This window comes from Microbacterium sp. AK009 (assembly GCF_013410955.1).
In the GTDB taxonomy this organism is placed as follows: Bacteria; Actinomycetota; Actinomycetes; order Actinomycetales; family Microbacteriaceae; genus Microbacterium.
This window is the reverse complement of sequence record NZ_JACCCG010000002.1, coordinates 380722-395273: the sequence shown is the minus strand read 5'-3', so window position 1 is coordinate 395273 and position 14552 is coordinate 380722. Positions and strand designations below refer to the sequence as shown.

The window sequence follows — 14552 nt, the reverse complement described above, 5'->3', positions numbered from 1 at the left end:
CGCCCCCGCCGACGGAACATGGGGGAGTGCGCGTATCCCAGGACCCCGGAACCACATCTCCGCGCGCATGGGGCGCGCTGGCCATCGGCATCGTGGTCCTCGTGGCGGGATTCACGGGCGCCTGGCTCCTGCGCCCTGACGCCGCTGCGGAGCCCGCCGCCGTCCCCACCCCCACGGTGGTGACGCCCTCGGCGACCCCGACGCCCGAAGCGACGCCGGCGCCTGCACCGGCGGGCTTCGCCGCCAACACCGCCGCGTACGACCTCGCCTCACTTCCGCAGGCCGACGTCTTCGCCGTGCTTCCGCAGCTGCCGGTCGACAGTGATCCGGCGAGCGCACCCACCGGCGAGGTCGTGACGGCGGTCGGCGCCGGCGCCCCGGTCTTCGCCGATCCGACCGGTGACCCGGTCGCGGTCCTCCCCGCCGAGTACGTCTACGGGGGCACCACCGTGCCGGTGGTCGAGCGCCAGGAGCACTGGGTGCGGGTGCTCCTCACGGGACGCCAGGCGACGCCGTCGACAGGGAATCCCGGCCAGCTCACCGGATGGCTCCGCGCTCAGGACGTCGTCTTCGCCGCCGTGGACGCGCGCGTCGAGGTGTCGCTCTCCGCGCGCACCATCGACATCGTGCGTCCCGGCGGCGGCGAACGCATCGCCACCGACTTCGGATGGGGTGTGGAGGGGACCCCCACTCCGACCGGGCGCTCCTTCATCATGACGACCCGCGTCGAGCCCTCCTTCGGCTACACCCGTGGCCATCCGCTGGTCTATCTCTCGGTGCAGTCGCCGACCCTCGACGGGTTCGGCGGGGCGGATGTCGCGATCACGGCCTTCCACTACCACGACGCCCGCTCGGGAGCCATTTCCAACGGGTGCATCAGACTCGACGCGGCGGCGATCGGAAAGCTCGCCGAGCTGCCGATGGGCACCCCCGTCCTCATCCGCCCCTGAACCCCGACCGTCCCACCCCGACAGCCTGCCGTTACGCTGGCCGTTGCTCTGCTCCTTTCGAAAGGTCGTCCCCATGCAGCATCGTTCCCTCGGCCGCACCGGCCGCGACGTCTCGGCCATCGGCCTCGGCACCTGGCAGCTCGGCGCAGATTGGGGCGATGTCTCGGAGGACGACGCGCTCGCCGTCCTGCAGGCATCCGTCGACCAGGGCGTCACCCTCTTCGACACCGCCGACGTCTACGGCGACGGGCGGAGCGAATCGCTCATCGGACGGTTCCTCGCGGCACACCCCGACCATGCGATCACCGTCGCGACGAAGATGGGGCGTCGCATGGAGCAGCGGGCCGAGAACTACACACCGGAGGCCTTCCGGGCCTGGAACGACCGCTCACGCGCCAACCTGGGGGTCGAGACCCTCGACCTGGTGCAGCTGCACTGCCCGCCCACCGAAGTGATCGAATCCGACGCGGTCTACGACGCCCTGGACGCGCTCGTGTCCGACGGTCGCCTCGCCGCCTACGGCGTCTCCGTCGAGACCACGGCGCAGGCGCTCGCCGCCATCGCACGACCGAACGTGACCAACATCCAGATCATCTTCAACCCGTTCCGGCTGAAGCCACTCGACGAGGTGCTCCCGGCGGCGGCGGCCGCGCAGGTCGCCGTCTTCGCGCGGGTGCCCCTGGCTTCCGGTCTGCTGTCGGGGAAGTACACCGCCGAGACGTCCTTCGCCGAGAACGACCACCGAAGCTACAACCGTCAGGGGGAGGCTTTCGACAGGGGCGAGACCTTCTCCGGCGTGGACTACGAGGCCGGGCTCGCCGCGGCGTCCGCGCTGGCGCGCGCCGTCCCCGAGGGGGTGAGCCTTCCGGCCGCAACGCTCGCGTGGATCGCCTCGCAGCCCGGTGTCACCACCGTCATCCCGGGTGCGCGGAACGTCGCACAGGCGACGTCGAATGCCCAGGCCGGTGCGCTGCTCGACGGCGGCGCCGACCTCGGCGGCTTCGACGCCGCCGTGCACGAGGTGTACGACCGCCACTTGCGCGCCGCCATCCACCCGCTCTGGTGACCGGCGCCCCGCGATCGGGGGAGTTCTCCACAGCGACCGATGTCCGACCGCGTCGGCGTCGGCTGTTCTGTTAGCTTCGCTCGCGTGTCGACGGCCCTCGAGATCACCGCGTTCGCCTACCTGGGCGTGATCAGCGTCGTGCTCGCGATCATCGATGTCCGCCATCACCGCCTGCCGAACCGGATCGTGCTGCCCAGCTACGGCGTGGGCGGAGCGCTCCTCCTCGGTGCAGTGCTCTTCGGTGCGCCGGCGGCGGCTCTCGGGCGCGCCCTGATCGGCATGATGATCCTGTTCGGCTTCTACCTTCTGCTTCGCGTCCTCTCCCGCCGCGGTCTCGGCGGCGGCGACGTGAAACTCGCCGGCGTCCTCGGGCTCTACCTCGGATGGTTGGGGTGGGAGGCCCTCGCGATCGGCGCCCTCGCCGGTTTCGTCGTCGGCGGGGCGGCGGGCGTCCTTCTCATCCTCGTCGGTCGCGCGGGCCGCCGCACCCGTATCGCTTTCGGGCCGGCGATGCTCATCGGCGCATGGATGGTGATCGGGGCGAGCATCGCCGGCTCCGGGATCGGACCCATGGTCGCCTGACCCTTACCCTGCGTCCGTGCAATTCTCAACGGCCGGATGTCTGGGGCTGCACCCCCTAGTTTGGCGGGGGGAGACCAGTCATCGACCGCCGACGGGGAGAGTCCGCCCATGCCGAATCTCATCGAGCGTGTGATCGCACGCGTTCTCACGCTCAAGCCCGTGCGCGCGCTTCTGCTCTACACCGAGCGGCAGGGTCCGATGCTCGCGGACAGCGTGACGTATCGCACGCTGTTCAGCCTGTTCGCCGCCGTGCTGCTCGGCTTCTCCCTGGCCGCGCTGTGGCTCGCCGGGAACCCGGTGGCCTGGCAGGCCTTGATCGACGCCGTCGATTCGGCGATCCCCGGCCTCGTCGGAGAGGGCGGTCTGATCGACCTCGATGTGATCCAGGCACCTGCCGGGCTCACCGTGGCCGGGGTGATCGCCTCCGTCGGCCTCGTCGGCGCCGCGATCGGCGCCATCGGTTCGCTGCGCACCGCCATCCGACGGCTTGCGAACGAGCTCACCGACGACTCCTTCTGGCTGTGGGTGCTGCTTCGGAACCTTCTTCTTGCGATCGGGATCGGCGCGGCGCTCGGCGCTTCGGCCGTGGCGACCGTCATCGGCAGTGCGGGGATCTCCCTCGTCGGCGGGTGGCTCGGACTCACCGAGGACGACGTGCTGCTGCAGATCGCCACACGCGCGACGACCATCGTCGTGGTCTTCCTGCTCGACGCCGCCGTCATCGCCGTGGCGTTCCGCACGCTGTCGGGCACCAGGCCGTCGGCGCGCTCACTCCTCAGCGGCTCCCTCATCGGCGCCGCCGGGCTCACCGTTCTCCAGCAGCTGTCGAGCCTCTTCGTCGGGGGCGCGGGATCGAACCCGCTGCTGGCGACCTTCGCCTCGCTCATCGCGCTGCTCCTCTGGCTGAACCTCTCGGCGCAGGTGATCCTCATCGCCTCGGCGTACATCATCACCGGCATCGAGGAGGAGCGCGATCGGGTCCGCGCCCGCTTCGGCGCCACGACCTTCCTCCAGCGCCGCGTCAAGCGCGCCGAGCTGTCGGTGCAGGCCGCGGCGGACGAGTTGGAGGCAGCCCGGACCGCCGAGGCGGAGGAGAGGCGGTCGAAGACCGACGCCGCGGCGCAGGCCCAGGTGAAGACGACAGCGGATGCCGGGGCGCGGCGTGACGACCGCTGACCGCCCTGCGACATCTCGCCTTCGGGTTCCGACCTACCGGGCGGCCGACATCCGCGATGCCGAGGCCCCGCTCCTCGCCTCCGGAGTTCCCCTCATGGCCCGGGCTGCGCACGCGCTGGCGGAGATCGCCGCGGCGCGGCTGGCCGCAGCAACCGTCCCCCGGGCACTCGTCCTCGCCGGGCGGGGCGACAACGGTGGCGACGCCCTCTTCGCAGGCGCTGAGCTCGCCGCCGCCGGGGCGCGTGTGGATGTGGTGCTCGTCGGCGGCGACGCCCACGGCGCGGGCCTCGCCGCCGCGGTGGCGGCCGGGACCCGGCGGGTCGACCTGTCGGCGCTCGACCCCGGCGACTACGGGATCGTCCTGGACGGCATGATCGGGCTCGGCGGAGGCGGGTCGCTGCGCGGCGGCGCCCGCGACGCGGCAGCCGCCCTCGCCGCGGAGAAGGCTCCGGGTCACCGCATCCTCGCGGTCGACCTGCCGAGCGGTCTCGACCCCGACACCGGGGAGGGCGATGAGCTCGTGCCCGCCGCCCACGAGACCATCACCTTCGGCGCGGTGAAGGCGGGTCTTGCCCGGGGGCGCGGGCCCGCGCTGTCGGGGCGCATCACGCTCGTCGACATCGGCCTGGGCCCTGGGCTCACCCACGCCGCTCCGGCCGGCGAGGCTGAGATCGCAGAGGTCGTCCGCGCCTGAGCAGGCCAGGCTCAGCGCGCGTGACGCTCGACGAACGTCCGCAGCAGACGCGGCGGGTGGATCACCGGCGTCCGTCGCACGGCGGCCAGCGTGAGATCGAGTTCGTCGGCTCCGAAGTAGCCGTAGTCGGCGTAGGCGTGCACGCGGGTCTGCATGCCGTCGAGGTCGAGCTCGGGATGGAACTGCGTGGCGTAGACGTTGCGGCCGACCCGGAACATCTGCACCGGACAGGTCGGCGACGACGCCAGCAGCACCGCTGAGTCGGGAAGGACCGACACCGCTTCCTTGTGGCCGACGAAGGCGTCGAAGGTCCGCGGGAAACCCGCGAGCAGCGGGTCGTCCTCCCCGGCGTCCGTGAGGGTCACCGGAACCACGCTGATCGGCTCGGAGTAGGTGCGGTCGATCACGGCGCGCTGGTGACTGCCCAGCGTCCCGATTCCGTAACAGGCGCCCAGGAACGGGAAGTCGCGCGCGACGACCTCGTCGAGCAGACGGGCGAACTCCGCTTCGACCCGCCGCTGCACCGCCGACTTCTTCTCCGCCGGGTCGGAGGCGTTGAAGGGACCGCCCCCGACGAAGATGCCCGACAGCGCGTCGAGGTCGAGGGGCGGAAGAGGCCCTGCCTCCATTCGGATCCGGATGAGCTCCCGCTCCTCGAGCCCGGCGAACCGCAGGAACGAGGTGTACTCCTCATCGGCGGGGAGGTCCTCCGCGCGCGTGGCGAGAAGAACGAAGGGCTTGTGCCGGGTCATCCGGCGTAGGTCACGAGACCCAGCTCCACCGGGGACACCAGGAACGGATGCCGCGGCACGACCCGCACCGTGTAGCCGAAGGTCCCCGTGATCTGCAGCGGCAGGGAGCCGCGATAGGGGGTGACCCCGTCGACGGCCGGCCCCTGGGCCTCCAGCGGCACGGCGGAGTGGTCGGCGCCGATGACATCGTCCTCGTCGGTGCGTCCGTAGACCAGCTCCACCGCGACGTCGTCGGGCGACAGGCCGTCCAGGCGCACCTCGGCCTCGATCTCGAGGGTCTCGCCGGTGGAGGCGCGGGTGGTGGCATCCGAACCCTCCACGTGCGCGATCGCGACCCTGTCCCAGGCGCTGCGCACCCGGCCGACGAACGTGGCGAGCGAGCGGGCCTGCGCGAAATCGTCGGCGCGCAGGGCGCGTTCGTTCATGGTCGAGGGCACGTACAGTCTCGTGACGTAATCACGCACCATCCGGTCGCTCGTGACCTTCTTGCCGAGGTCGGTCATCGTGTGGCGCACCATGTCGAGCCAGCCGGCCGGCACTCCGCCGATGCGCTCGTAGAACCGCGGGACGAGCTGGTGCTCGATCAGGTCGTAGAGCGCGGCCGCCTCGGTGTCATCGCGCTCCTCGTCGGTCGCCGCCGTGTCGGCGGTCGGGATGGCCCAGCCGTTCCGGCCGTCATACCACTCGTCCCACCAGCCATCGAGGATCGAGAGGTTGAGGACACCGTTCAAGGCGGCCTTCATGCCCGATGTGCCGCACGCCTCGAGGGGCCGCAGCGGGTTGTTCAGCCACACGTCGCAGCCGGGGTAGAGGGTCTTCGCCAGGGTGATGTCGTAGTCGGGGAGGAACACGATACGCCCGCGCACCCGCGGATCGCGGCTGAACCGCACGAGCTGCTGGATCAGGATCTTGCCGGAATCGTCAGCCGGGTGCGATTTGCCGCCGATCACCAGCTGGACCGGTCGCTCCGGATCGGTGAGGATCCGGGTGAGGCGCTCGGGATCGCGGAGCATCAGCGTCAGACGCTTGTACGTCGGCACGCGCCGGGCGAAGCCTATGGTCAGGACGTTCGGGTCGAGGATCTCGTCGATCCATGCGGGCACGGCGGCATTGCCCGCCGACCGGGCTGCGGCGCCGAGGCGCCGCCGCGCCTCGGCGACGAGCTCCTGCTTCATCTGCGTGCGCACACCCCACAGCTCCTGGTCGCTGACGACCTCGCGAGAGCGCCAGTCGTGGCGATCGGTGTGCGCGTCACCGAAGACGCGCTCGCTGAGACCGGTGAGGGCGGGGTGGACCCAGGTCGGGGCGTGGACGCCGTTGGTGATGGAGGTGATCGGCACCTCGTCGGTGTCGACACCCGGCCAGAGTGACCCGAACATCCGACGGCTCACCGATCCGTGGAGGAGCGACACCCCGTTGGCGTGCTGTCCGAGGTGAAGGCCGAGAACGGCCATGTTGAACACGTGGGGATCGCCGCCGGGGTAGGACTCCAGGCCCAGGTCGAGAGCCTGCTCGGCAGGAAGCGAGGTGAACAGCGCGCCCTGCAGGTAGGAGGCGACCAGGTCGCGGGGGAAGCGGTCAATGCCGGCGGGCACCGGCGTGTGAGTGGTGAAGACGGTCGAGGCGCGCACCTGCGCCAGCGCCTGATCGAAGCTCAGGCCCTCACCGACGATGAGTTCCGACATCCGCTCCAAGCCCTGGAAACCCGCGTGGCCCTCGTTGGTGTGGTAGACCTCGGGGCTGGGCGCGCCGGTCAGCTCGCACCAGGCCCGCACCGCGCGGACGCCCCCCACACCCAGAAGCAGCTCCTGCAGGAGGCGGTGCTCGCCGCCCCCGCCGTAGAGGCGGTCGGTCACCTGGCGGAGGTCGTCGGTGTTGGTGGGGGTGTCGGCGTCGAGCAGCAGGAGCGGGACCCGACCGATCTGGGCCACCCAGATGCGGGCGGCCAGGCGCCGCCCCGAGGGGAGGTCGAGTCCGATCTCGACCGGGGCCCCGTCCCCGTCACGGAGCAGGGTCAGACCGAGACCGTACGGGTCGAGGAGCGGGTAGCTCTCCCGCTGCCAGCCGTCGTCGCCGATCGACTGACGGAAGTATCCCGCGCGGTAGAACAGCCCGACGCCGGTGAGGGGCACGCCGAGGTCCGACGCGCTCTTGAGGTGGTCGCCGGCGAGGATGCCGAGCCCCCCCGAATACTGCGGGAGGGTGCCGTCGACGCCGAACTCGGGGGAGAAGTAGGCGATGTGGACCGGCTTGTCGCCCTGGAGCGCCTGATACCACCGGTCGTCACGGAGGTAGGCATCGAGGCGCTCGGCCTCGGCGCGGACGCGGGCGACGAAATCCGTGTCCTGCGCCAGGGCGTCGAGCCGTTCCTGCCCGAGCACGCCGAGGAGCTGCTCGGGGTTGCCCCCGACCTCCTCCCACCGCGCGGGGTCCATGGACGCGAACAGCGCCTTCGTCTCGTCCGACCAGGCCCACCGCCAGTTGGTGGCGAGGCGGTCGAGCGGGGCGAGCTGCTCGGAGAGAACGGGACGAACGGCGAATGTGCGGATGGCCTTCACGCTGTGAAGTGTAGGCGAGCGTGATGTGCGCAACCCCCTCACCGAGCAGATCGCCGTCGATACACTCGGAGGATGGCTATTGCACGACTGCACGGTGGTCCGCTCGACGGGCAGGTCCTGCCCCTGGATGCTCCCGACCTCGACTCGCTCATCGTCCCCTACGGCGAAGGACAGGTCGTCTACCGGCGCAAGGGCGACGCGCAGCACACCGGCGAGCACGACGGCCCGACCGAGGCGGAATTCTGGTTCGTGGAGGCGACCGATGAGATCGGACCCTCGAACGACGACTGATCCGGGCGAGCCGGTCCGCTCCGTCGAGATCGAGGTCAAGCTCGACGTGGACGCGGAGACGGCGGCGCCGGACTGGCGCGCCGTTGCGGAGGTGGCCGAGGTCGCCGCCCCCGAGGTGCGCGAGCTCGACGCCCAGTACTACGACACCGCCGATCTCGCCCTCGGACGGGCCGGTTACGCGCTGCGTCGCCGCACCGGCGGCCCCGATGCCGGGTGGCATCTGAAGGGACCGCGGCAGGGTGCGGGCCGGGTGGAGCTCGGGTGGCCGCTCGGGAAGGACGCGTCGCTCCCCGAGGCGGTGCAGGCCGAGATCCGGCGCCTCACGGCAGAGCCGGTGCGCCCGATCGCCCGGGTGCGCAACCGCCGGCTGGCCGTGCAGATGAAGGATGCCGCGGGCGGCGTCGTCGCGGAGTTCCTCGACGACCACGTGGAGACCCGTGACGAGTCGACCGGGACCGAGCGCTCCTGGCGCGAGTGGGAGATCGAACTGGGCCCCGCCGCGCCCGCTGACGCCGAGCGGTTCCTGGGCGACCTCGCCCAGCTCGCCCGAAACGCCGGCGCCCGCCCCGCATCCTCGGAATCGAAGATCGGGCGGGCGCTCGGGCGGTAGTCCGGCCTACAGATTGATCATGTGACCCACGAGGCCGTGGAAGCCCTCCTGGAGAGCCTCGGACAGCGTCGGGTGCGTATGCACGTTGCGCGCGGCCTCGAGCGCGGTGAGATCCCACTTCTGCGCGAGCGTCAACTCGGGGAGAAGCTCCGAGACATCGGGTCCGATGAGGTGACCACCGAGCAGTTCCAGGTGCTCGCCGTCGGCGATGAGCTTGACGAATCCGACCGGCTCGCCCAGACCGTTCGCCTTGCCGTTGGCGCTGAAGGGGAACTTCGCCACCTTCACGTCGTAGCCGGCATCACGGGCCTGCTGCTCGGTCAGTCCGAACGACGCGACCTGGGGGGTGCAGAACGTCGCGCGGGGCATCATGCGGTAATCGCCGAGCGGCATGGTCTCGGCCTTGCCGATCGTCTCGGCGGCCACCACGCCCTGCGCCTCTGCGACGTGCGCCAGCTGCAGCTTCGCGGTGACGTCACCGATGGCGTAGATGTGGGGCACGCTGGTGCGCATGTAGTCGTCGATGCCGATCGCACCGCGCTCGGTGAGCTCGACGCCGGTCTTGTCCAGCCCGTAGCCCTCGACGTTCGGGATCCAGCCGATCGAGACCATCACCTTGTCGGCATCGAGCGACCCGCTGGTGCCGTCCTTGCCGGTGTAGGCGACCGTGACCTTGTCGCCGTGGTCGGTGACCGTGTCGACCTTGGTGGAGGTCAGGATATCGATGCCGTACTTCTTGTACTGGCGCGCGATCTCCTTCGACACGTCGGCGTCTTCGTTCGGCAGCGCCCGATCGAGGAACTCCACGATGGTGACCTTCACGCCGTAGTTCGACATCACAAAGGCGAACTCCATGCCGATCGCGCCGGCGCCGACGATGACGATGGAGGAGGGGAGCTCGCGCGAGAGGATCTGCTCCTCGTAGGTGACGATGTTCCCGCCGATCTCGACGCCGGGCAGCTGACGGACCTTCGCGCCGGTGGCGATGATCGCGTTGTCGAACGTGACCGTCTCGGCCCCGCCGTCGGACTTCTGCACCTGGATGGTGTGCGCGTCGATGAAGGTGCCGCGGCCGTCGTACTCGGTGACCTTGTTCTTCTTCATCAGGAAGTGGATGCCCTTGACGTGGGTCTCGGCCACCTTGCGGCTGCGGTCCCATGCCACCCCGAAGTCGAAGTGCACGTCACCCGAGATGCCGAACAGGTCAGCCTTGTGGAGCACCTGATGGGCGAGGTCGGCGTTCTTCAGCAGCGCCTTCGAGGGGATGCACCCGACATTCAGGCAGACGCCCCCCCAGTACTTCTCTTCGATGATGGCGACGGAAAGACCGAGCTGGGCGCTCCGGACGGCCGCGACGTACCCGCCGGGGCCGGCGCCGAGGATGACGACGTCGTAGTGAGGCATGCTTCCAGCCTATCGGTCGGCACCGCCGCCGGTGCCCGGGGTGCGGCCCCGTGCGCGGGCGAGCAGCAGGTACACGATCGCCCCGCCGACGGCGGCTGCGACGACGCCGATGATGATCCACGGCACGATCGCAGCCGTGGACGACGCGGCTTCGCCCGTGTCGGTCGGCGACGGCGTGGCGGTGGCCGTCTCCGCGGCCGAGGCGGACGGAGAGGCAGCGGCGTCGGGCGCCGGGGTCACGGTGGCGTCGGCGGTCGGCGTCGGCGCGGCCCCTTCCGCGACGGCGAACGACAGCTCTCCGGAGATCGGGTGGCCGTCGCTGGACACCACCTTCCACAGCACCGTGACGGCACCCGGCTGGGCCGGGGTCAGCGGCTGCGACACCACGTTGTCGGTGATGGTCGGCGATCCGTCGACGAGCGCCGCGCCGGTGGCATCCGTCACCTCGATCACCGTGGCCCCGGTCTCCTGCGAGACCGCGCCGCTGAAGGTGAGGGTGATCGCGGCCGGGGCCTGGTCGACCGTGCTGCCGGACGCGGGGTCGGATGCGAGCAGCTCGTCGTGAGCGGAAGCGGCGACGGGGAGGGCGAACACCGCCGCCAGCGCCACGATGACGCCGAGGATCGCGCGGGCGGGGGAGAGGCGAAGACCGGAACGATTCACGATGCCCACGCTACGGGGGTCTTCATCAACGATGCCTGGACGCCTACTGTGGGCTCAGGCGGGTGCACCTGCCCCGTCGCGCGAGATCGAGAGCGAGGTACGGGATGGACCGCATGATGATGGATGCCATGGGCTCGACGTCGATGATGGGCGGCGACACCCGCATGGACATGGACCTCTTGCAGGCGTGCATGGACGCCTGCGCCGCCTGCGAACAGGCGTGCACGGTGTGCGCCGCCCAGATGATGGACTGCGCGCCGGCCTGCATGAATTGCGCCGACATGTGCAACACGATGCTGCGGGCGATGCTGCGCATGTCGGGCACGACCCCCGCGGTCATGGTGTCGATGCTCGACGCGTGCATCGCGATGTGTCAGCTCTGCATGGACGAGTGCATGCGCCACGCCGACATGAGCGAGGTCTGCCGCATGTGCGCGCAGTCCTGCCAGGCCTGCATGGATGCCTGCATGGCGATGCGGGAGTCCATGCTCGCCCAGGCGTGACGCCCGGCGCCGGCCAGGTCAGAGGACGGCGACGTTGACGCGGGCGCGCCCGACGGCCAGGGCGTGGTGACGCGCGTGCACAGCGACCGGCGCGCCCGGCCGGGCGCCCTCGATCGGCGACGCCGACCACACCTCGACACGCGCCCCGTCGAGGGTGTGGAGCACCGTGACGCCGTCGGAGACCGAGGCGACGATCGCGTCGATCCACTCGCGGGGGGTCGCGGCGATCAGCCGCGCCTGGATGAGGTGCATCGCGTGCCCGGGGGCGACCGAGGTGCAGGAGTGCCCGTGTGCGCACATGCAGGCCGCGCGCCCCTTCACCTCGACAGGTGTGGGGAAGCGGTGCGGACTCGACACGTCGGACTCCTGTGGGTAGTTTCGGATGTCGGCCAGGTTAGGTCGCGGCGCGGCCGCGGTCATCTTCGCCGACACAGGCCGAAACAATCGCCCTGCGGCATCGTCGTCGCCAGGTGCGCCGAGCCGGTCGTCAGGGCGTGAGCACGTCGGATAGGCTGGCTCACCGAAGGAGGGCACGACGTGGACGACAATCGGCGACCAGAATCTGGTGACGACGACAATCGGCGACCAGACTCTGGTGAGATCCGACGCCTGCCGGGCGATGACGGCGCCGATCGCGGTTCGGACACGACGCAGACCTTCGGCCACGACGCCGACCTGTCGTTCGTCCCCTTCGGCAGCGCGTTGAACACCGCAGAGCTCGAGGCCATCGACGCACTCCCCTCGGGTGCGGCGCTGCTTCTGGTGCGCTCGGGCCCGACGGCCGGCGCGCGCTACCTTCTCGACACCGACGTCACCACGGTCGGTCGTCACCCGGAAGCCGACATCTTCTTCGACGACGTCACCGTCTCGCGTCGGCACGCGGAGATCACCCGACAGGGAACGGCGTTCGAGCTCGTGGATCAGCGCTCGCTGAACGGGACCTACGTCAACGGCGAGCGGGTCGACCGCGCCGTGCTCACCAACGGCTCGGAGCTTCGCATCGGCAAGTTCCGCCTCAACTTCTTCGTCTCGCCCGCAGATCTGCCGCAGGCGGGCTGATGGCTCCGGCCTCCTCCGCCCGCCAGCGATCATCGTCGGCGGGCCTGCTCAGCATCGGCCAGGTGCTCGCGAGGCTGTCTCCGGAGTTCCCGAGTCTGACCTCCAGCAAGCTGCGGTTCCTCGAGGTGCAGGGGATCGTGACCCCGGTGCGTACCGACTCGGGGTATCGCAAGTTCTCGCCGGCCGACCTCGACCGCCTACGGCTGGCGCTCACGCTCCAGCGCGACCACTACCTGCCCCTCAGCGTCATCCGCGACTATCTCGCCGACGTCGACGCCGGGCGCGACCCCGCACCGCCGACCTCCGCGCCGCCGCCCTCGATCGTCCCGGCACCGCGTCGGTACCGTCGCGAGGAGCTGCTGGCGGCCGCCGGCGCCGCGCCCCAGCTGCTCAACGACGCCATCAGCACGGGGATCATCACCGCAGCCGAGAGCTATAGCGATCAGTCCGTCACGCTCCTGCGCGCCCTCGTCGCGCTGGATCGTCACGGCATCGAGCCGCGTCACGTCCGCAGCGTCAAGCAGAGCGCGGAGCGCGACGCCTCCCTCATCGAGTCGTCCCTCGCGCCCCTGCTGCGTCGCACCGACGCCGCGTCCCGGGGACGAGCGGGAGAGGTGGCGCCCGAACTCGCGCGCAAACTCGAAGAGGTGCGTGCGATCCTGCTGCGCACCGCGCTCGATCGCCTGCTCGGATGACGCGGGGCAGCCTCGCTCGGCCGCGACACGCCGACGCGTTGAGGCGGATGTCGTTGCTCGGGGGGCGGGGCTCATCTAGCGTGGAGTGCGCACCCCGTTCCGTGAGGAGGATCGCATGACCGCTCGTGAAGCGGCCGACGAACCCGGCTTCGTCGCCGACCTCCTGTTCACCGACGGGCTTCCGCAGATGGACGATGAAGTGGGCTACCGCGGCGCCGTCGCCGCCCGCGCCGCCGGCATCACCTACCGGCAGCTGGACTACTGGGCTCGTACGCAGCTGGTCGAACCGACCGTGCGCGGCGCGAGCGGCTCGGGGTCGCAGCGGCTGTACGGCTTCCGCGACATCCTGGTCCTCAAACTCGTCAAGCGTCTCCTCGACACCGGCATCTCGCTGCAGCAGATCCGCACGGCCGTAGAGCAGCTGCGCGCCGCCGGCATCCGCGACCTGGCCGGCACCACGCTCATGAGCGATGGCGCGTCGGTCTACCTGTGCACCTCGAACGACGAGGTCATCGACCTCGTCAGCCGTGGCCAGGGTGTCTTCGGCATCGCCGTGGGCAAGGTGCTGCGCGAGGTCGAGACGACCCTCGTGGAGTTCGATCCCCAGGCGCCCGACCCCGTCGACGAACTCGCTGCGCGTCGTACCGCGCGCTCGGCCTGAGCCGCACCCGGCTACCCCGTCGTCGTCGGCGGGCTGGGCGGGTCAGACCCGGGTCTCGCCCGGGGTCGGGATGCGTCCGGTGCGGATGACGCGGTCCAGCAGTGCATCGAAATCGGCGGCGAGCTCCTGCGCGGAGTCTCCCGGCCAGATGTGCAGCGGCTTCGCCGCGCCCTGAGCCTGCTGCAGCGACGTCCGCTCGGGAAGCTGGGGGCTCAGCACGAGCGGACCGAACATGTCGCGCAGCTCCTTGATGCGGAACTGGTGCTCGATCGACTGGGGACGCACGCGGTTGACCACGAGGCCGAGCGGCTGGAGCCGGGGGGAGAGACCGCGACGGATCTCCTCGATGGCGCGGAGCGCGCGGTCGGCGGCAGCGACCGAGAACAGCCCGGGCTCGGTGACGACGATCACCCGGTCACTGGCTGCCCATGCGGTGCGCGTGAGGGCGTTGAGCGAGGGCGCGCAGTCGATGAGGACGAGGTCGTAGTCGGCCTCGATCGTGGCGAGGGCCTCCTCGAGCTTCCACACGTCGCGAACGCTCGGGTGGGGTCCGTCGAAGTTGATCGCCGAAGGGCTTCCGATCATCACGTCGATCGTGCCGGGATGCACCTTCGCCCAGCCGGAGGACGTGATCGCCTGCCGGACGACCTTCTCCTTGGGGTTGGCCAGGACATCGGCGATGTTCAGACGACCGGCGACCTGGATGTCCATCCCCGTCGACACGTCGGACTGCGGGTCCAGGTCGACGACCAACGTCCGGACACCGCGCGCGAAAGCGGCGGAAGCGAGTCCGAGCGTCACGGTCGTCTTGCCGACCCCGCCCTTGAGCGAGCTGACGGAGAGTACGTGCACGAGGCACTACGTTACCGTCCCCTAGGCTGAGAGCAC

Annotated in this window: 17 protein-coding genes; 11 read left to right on the top strand and 6 right to left on the bottom strand. The window is 70.5% G+C overall.

The window, feature by feature from the left end; all coding sequences use genetic code 11:
• The first annotated feature begins 26 nt into the window (after positions 1-26).
• The 5 genes from HDC37_RS05830 to HDC37_RS05810 all read left to right on the top strand — a co-directional run bounded on the left by HDC37_RS05830 (position 27) and on the right by HDC37_RS05810 (position 4468).
• Positions 27-950: a L,D-transpeptidase gene (locus HDC37_RS05830; protein WP_179559448.1), complete on the top strand. Its 924-nt coding sequence runs from the start codon at positions 27-29 to the stop codon at positions 948-950.
• A 73-nt stretch (positions 951-1023) separates the two neighbouring features.
• A complete protein-coding gene (locus HDC37_RS05825) occupies positions 1024-2016 on the top strand; it encodes an aldo/keto reductase (RefSeq protein ID WP_179559447.1) in 993 nt (330 codons plus the stop codon).
• Positions 2017-2100: 84 nt separating this feature from the next.
• Positions 2101-2598, top strand: a complete 498-nt coding sequence (locus tag HDC37_RS05820) for an A24 family peptidase (RefSeq protein ID WP_308472110.1) — start codon at positions 2101-2103, stop codon at positions 2596-2598.
• A gap of 108 nt (positions 2599-2706) precedes the next feature.
• Positions 2707-3774, top strand: a complete 1068-nt coding sequence (locus tag HDC37_RS05815; RefSeq protein WP_179559445.1) for a YihY/virulence factor BrkB family protein — start codon at positions 2707-2709, stop codon at positions 3772-3774.
• Complete coding sequence (locus tag HDC37_RS05810) at positions 3761-4468, top strand: NAD(P)H-hydrate epimerase (protein WP_308472109.1); 708 nt, start codon at positions 3761-3763, stop codon at positions 4466-4468. The genes HDC37_RS05815 and HDC37_RS05810 overlap by 14 nt, the downstream gene beginning before the upstream one ends.
• An 11-nt stretch (positions 4469-4479) precedes the next feature.
• Here the strand turns inward: HDC37_RS05810 and HDC37_RS05805 are convergent, their stop codons facing one another.
• Both HDC37_RS05805 and glgP read right to left on the bottom strand, forming a co-directional pair.
• Positions 4480-5220: a glutamine amidotransferase gene (locus HDC37_RS05805; RefSeq protein ID WP_179559443.1), complete on the bottom strand. Its 741-nt coding sequence runs from the start codon at positions 5218-5220 to the stop codon at positions 4480-4482.
• Positions 5217-7778 carry an alpha-glucan family phosphorylase gene (gene glgP / locus HDC37_RS05800; RefSeq protein ID WP_179559442.1) on the bottom strand — a complete coding sequence of 854 codons (2562 nt, stop codon included), beginning with the start codon at positions 7776-7778 and terminating at the stop codon, positions 5217-5219. The genes HDC37_RS05805 and glgP overlap by 4 nt, the downstream gene beginning before the upstream one ends.
• A gap of 72 nt (positions 7779-7850) precedes the next feature.
• Here glgP and HDC37_RS05795 point away from each other — a divergent pair, with 72 nt between their 5' ends.
• On the top strand, positions 7851-8069 hold the full coding sequence (locus tag HDC37_RS05795) for a response regulator (RefSeq protein ID WP_179559441.1): 219 nt from the start codon (positions 7851-7853) through the stop codon (positions 8067-8069).
• Positions 8041-8679 (top strand): CYTH domain-containing protein, encoded by a 639-nt coding sequence (locus tag HDC37_RS05790; protein WP_179559440.1) that lies wholly within the window; start codon positions 8041-8043, stop codon positions 8677-8679. Before HDC37_RS05795 ends, HDC37_RS05790 begins: the two co-directional genes overlap by 29 nt.
• Positions 8680-8685: 6 nt before the next feature.
• On the opposite strand, the gene lpdA is transcribed toward HDC37_RS05790, so the two are convergent.
• The gene (lpdA, locus tag HDC37_RS05785; RefSeq protein WP_179559439.1) at positions 8686-10083 is read right to left on the bottom strand and encodes a dihydrolipoyl dehydrogenase; all 1398 of its coding nucleotides are present in this window, start codon (positions 10081-10083) and stop codon (positions 8686-8688) included.
• A gap of 9 nt (positions 10084-10092) precedes the next feature.
• Positions 10093-10746, bottom strand: coding sequence for a copper resistance CopC family protein (locus HDC37_RS05780; protein WP_179559438.1), 654 nt, complete (start codon positions 10744-10746; stop codon positions 10093-10095).
• Positions 10747-10850: 104 nt separating this feature from the next.
• Between HDC37_RS05780 and HDC37_RS05775 the strand changes: the two genes are divergently transcribed.
• Entirely contained in the window at positions 10851-11249 is a 399-nt protein-coding gene (locus tag HDC37_RS05775; RefSeq protein WP_179559437.1) for a hypothetical protein, read from the top strand.
• An 18-nt stretch (positions 11250-11267) separates the two neighbouring features.
• On the opposite strand, the gene HDC37_RS05770 is transcribed toward HDC37_RS05775, so the two are convergent.
• Positions 11268-11606, bottom strand: a complete 339-nt coding sequence (locus HDC37_RS05770; RefSeq protein ID WP_308472108.1) for a hypothetical protein — start codon at positions 11604-11606, stop codon at positions 11268-11270.
• Positions 11607-11849: 243 nt separating this feature from the next.
• Here HDC37_RS05770 and HDC37_RS05765 point away from each other — a divergent pair, with 243 nt between their 5' ends.
• The 3 genes from HDC37_RS05765 (at position 11850) to HDC37_RS05755 (ending at position 13664) form a co-directional block, all read left to right on the top strand.
• On the top strand, positions 11850-12308 hold the full coding sequence (locus tag HDC37_RS05765; protein ID WP_179559593.1) for an FHA domain-containing protein: 459 nt from the start codon (positions 11850-11852) through the stop codon (positions 12306-12308).
• Positions 12308-13003 carry a MerR family transcriptional regulator gene (locus HDC37_RS05760; protein WP_179559436.1) on the top strand — a complete coding sequence of 232 codons (696 nt, stop codon included), beginning with the start codon at positions 12308-12310 and terminating at the stop codon, positions 13001-13003. Before HDC37_RS05765 ends, HDC37_RS05760 begins: the two co-directional genes overlap by 1 nt.
• 115 nt (positions 13004-13118) lie before the next feature.
• On the top strand, positions 13119-13664 hold the full coding sequence (locus tag HDC37_RS05755; protein WP_179559435.1) for a MerR family transcriptional regulator: 546 nt from the start codon (positions 13119-13121) through the stop codon (positions 13662-13664).
• A gap of 42 nt (positions 13665-13706) precedes the next feature.
• Here HDC37_RS05755 and HDC37_RS05750 read toward each other — a convergent pair whose 3' ends face one another.
• Positions 13707-14516 carry a ParA family protein gene (locus tag HDC37_RS05750; protein ID WP_124292997.1) on the bottom strand — a complete coding sequence of 270 codons (810 nt, stop codon included), beginning with the start codon at positions 14514-14516 and terminating at the stop codon, positions 13707-13709.
• Between the last annotated feature and the right edge of the window lie 36 nt (positions 14517-14552).

Bases quoted from the DNA above. Each gene is read 5' to 3' on its own strand.
- HDC37_RS05795 (WP_179559441.1), top strand. From the start codon at position 7,851: ATGGCTATTGCACGACTGCACGGTGGTCCGCTCGACGGGCAGGTCCTG.
- HDC37_RS05815 (WP_179559445.1), top strand. From the start codon at position 2,707: ATGCCGAATCTCATCGAGCGTGTGATCGCACGCGTTCTCACGCTCAAG.
- HDC37_RS05805 (WP_179559443.1), bottom strand. From the start codon at position 5,220: ATGACCCGGCACAAGCCCTTCGTTCTTCTCGCCACGCGCGCGGAGGAC.
- HDC37_RS05790 (WP_179559440.1), top strand. From the start codon at position 8,041: ATGAGATCGGACCCTCGAACGACGACTGATCCGGGCGAGCCGGTCCGC.
- lpdA (WP_179559439.1), bottom strand. From the start codon at position 10,083: ATGCCTCACTACGACGTCGTCATCCTCGGCGCCGGCCCCGGCGGGTAC.
- HDC37_RS05760 (WP_179559436.1), top strand. From the start codon at position 12,308: ATGGCTCCGGCCTCCTCCGCCCGCCAGCGATCATCGTCGGCGGGCCTG.
- HDC37_RS05755 (WP_179559435.1), top strand. From the start codon at position 13,119: ATGACCGCTCGTGAAGCGGCCGACGAACCCGGCTTCGTCGCCGACCTC.
- HDC37_RS05775 (WP_179559437.1), top strand. From the start codon at position 10,851: ATGGACCGCATGATGATGGATGCCATGGGCTCGACGTCGATGATGGGC.
- HDC37_RS05825 (WP_179559447.1), top strand. From the start codon at position 1,024: ATGCAGCATCGTTCCCTCGGCCGCACCGGCCGCGACGTCTCGGCCATC.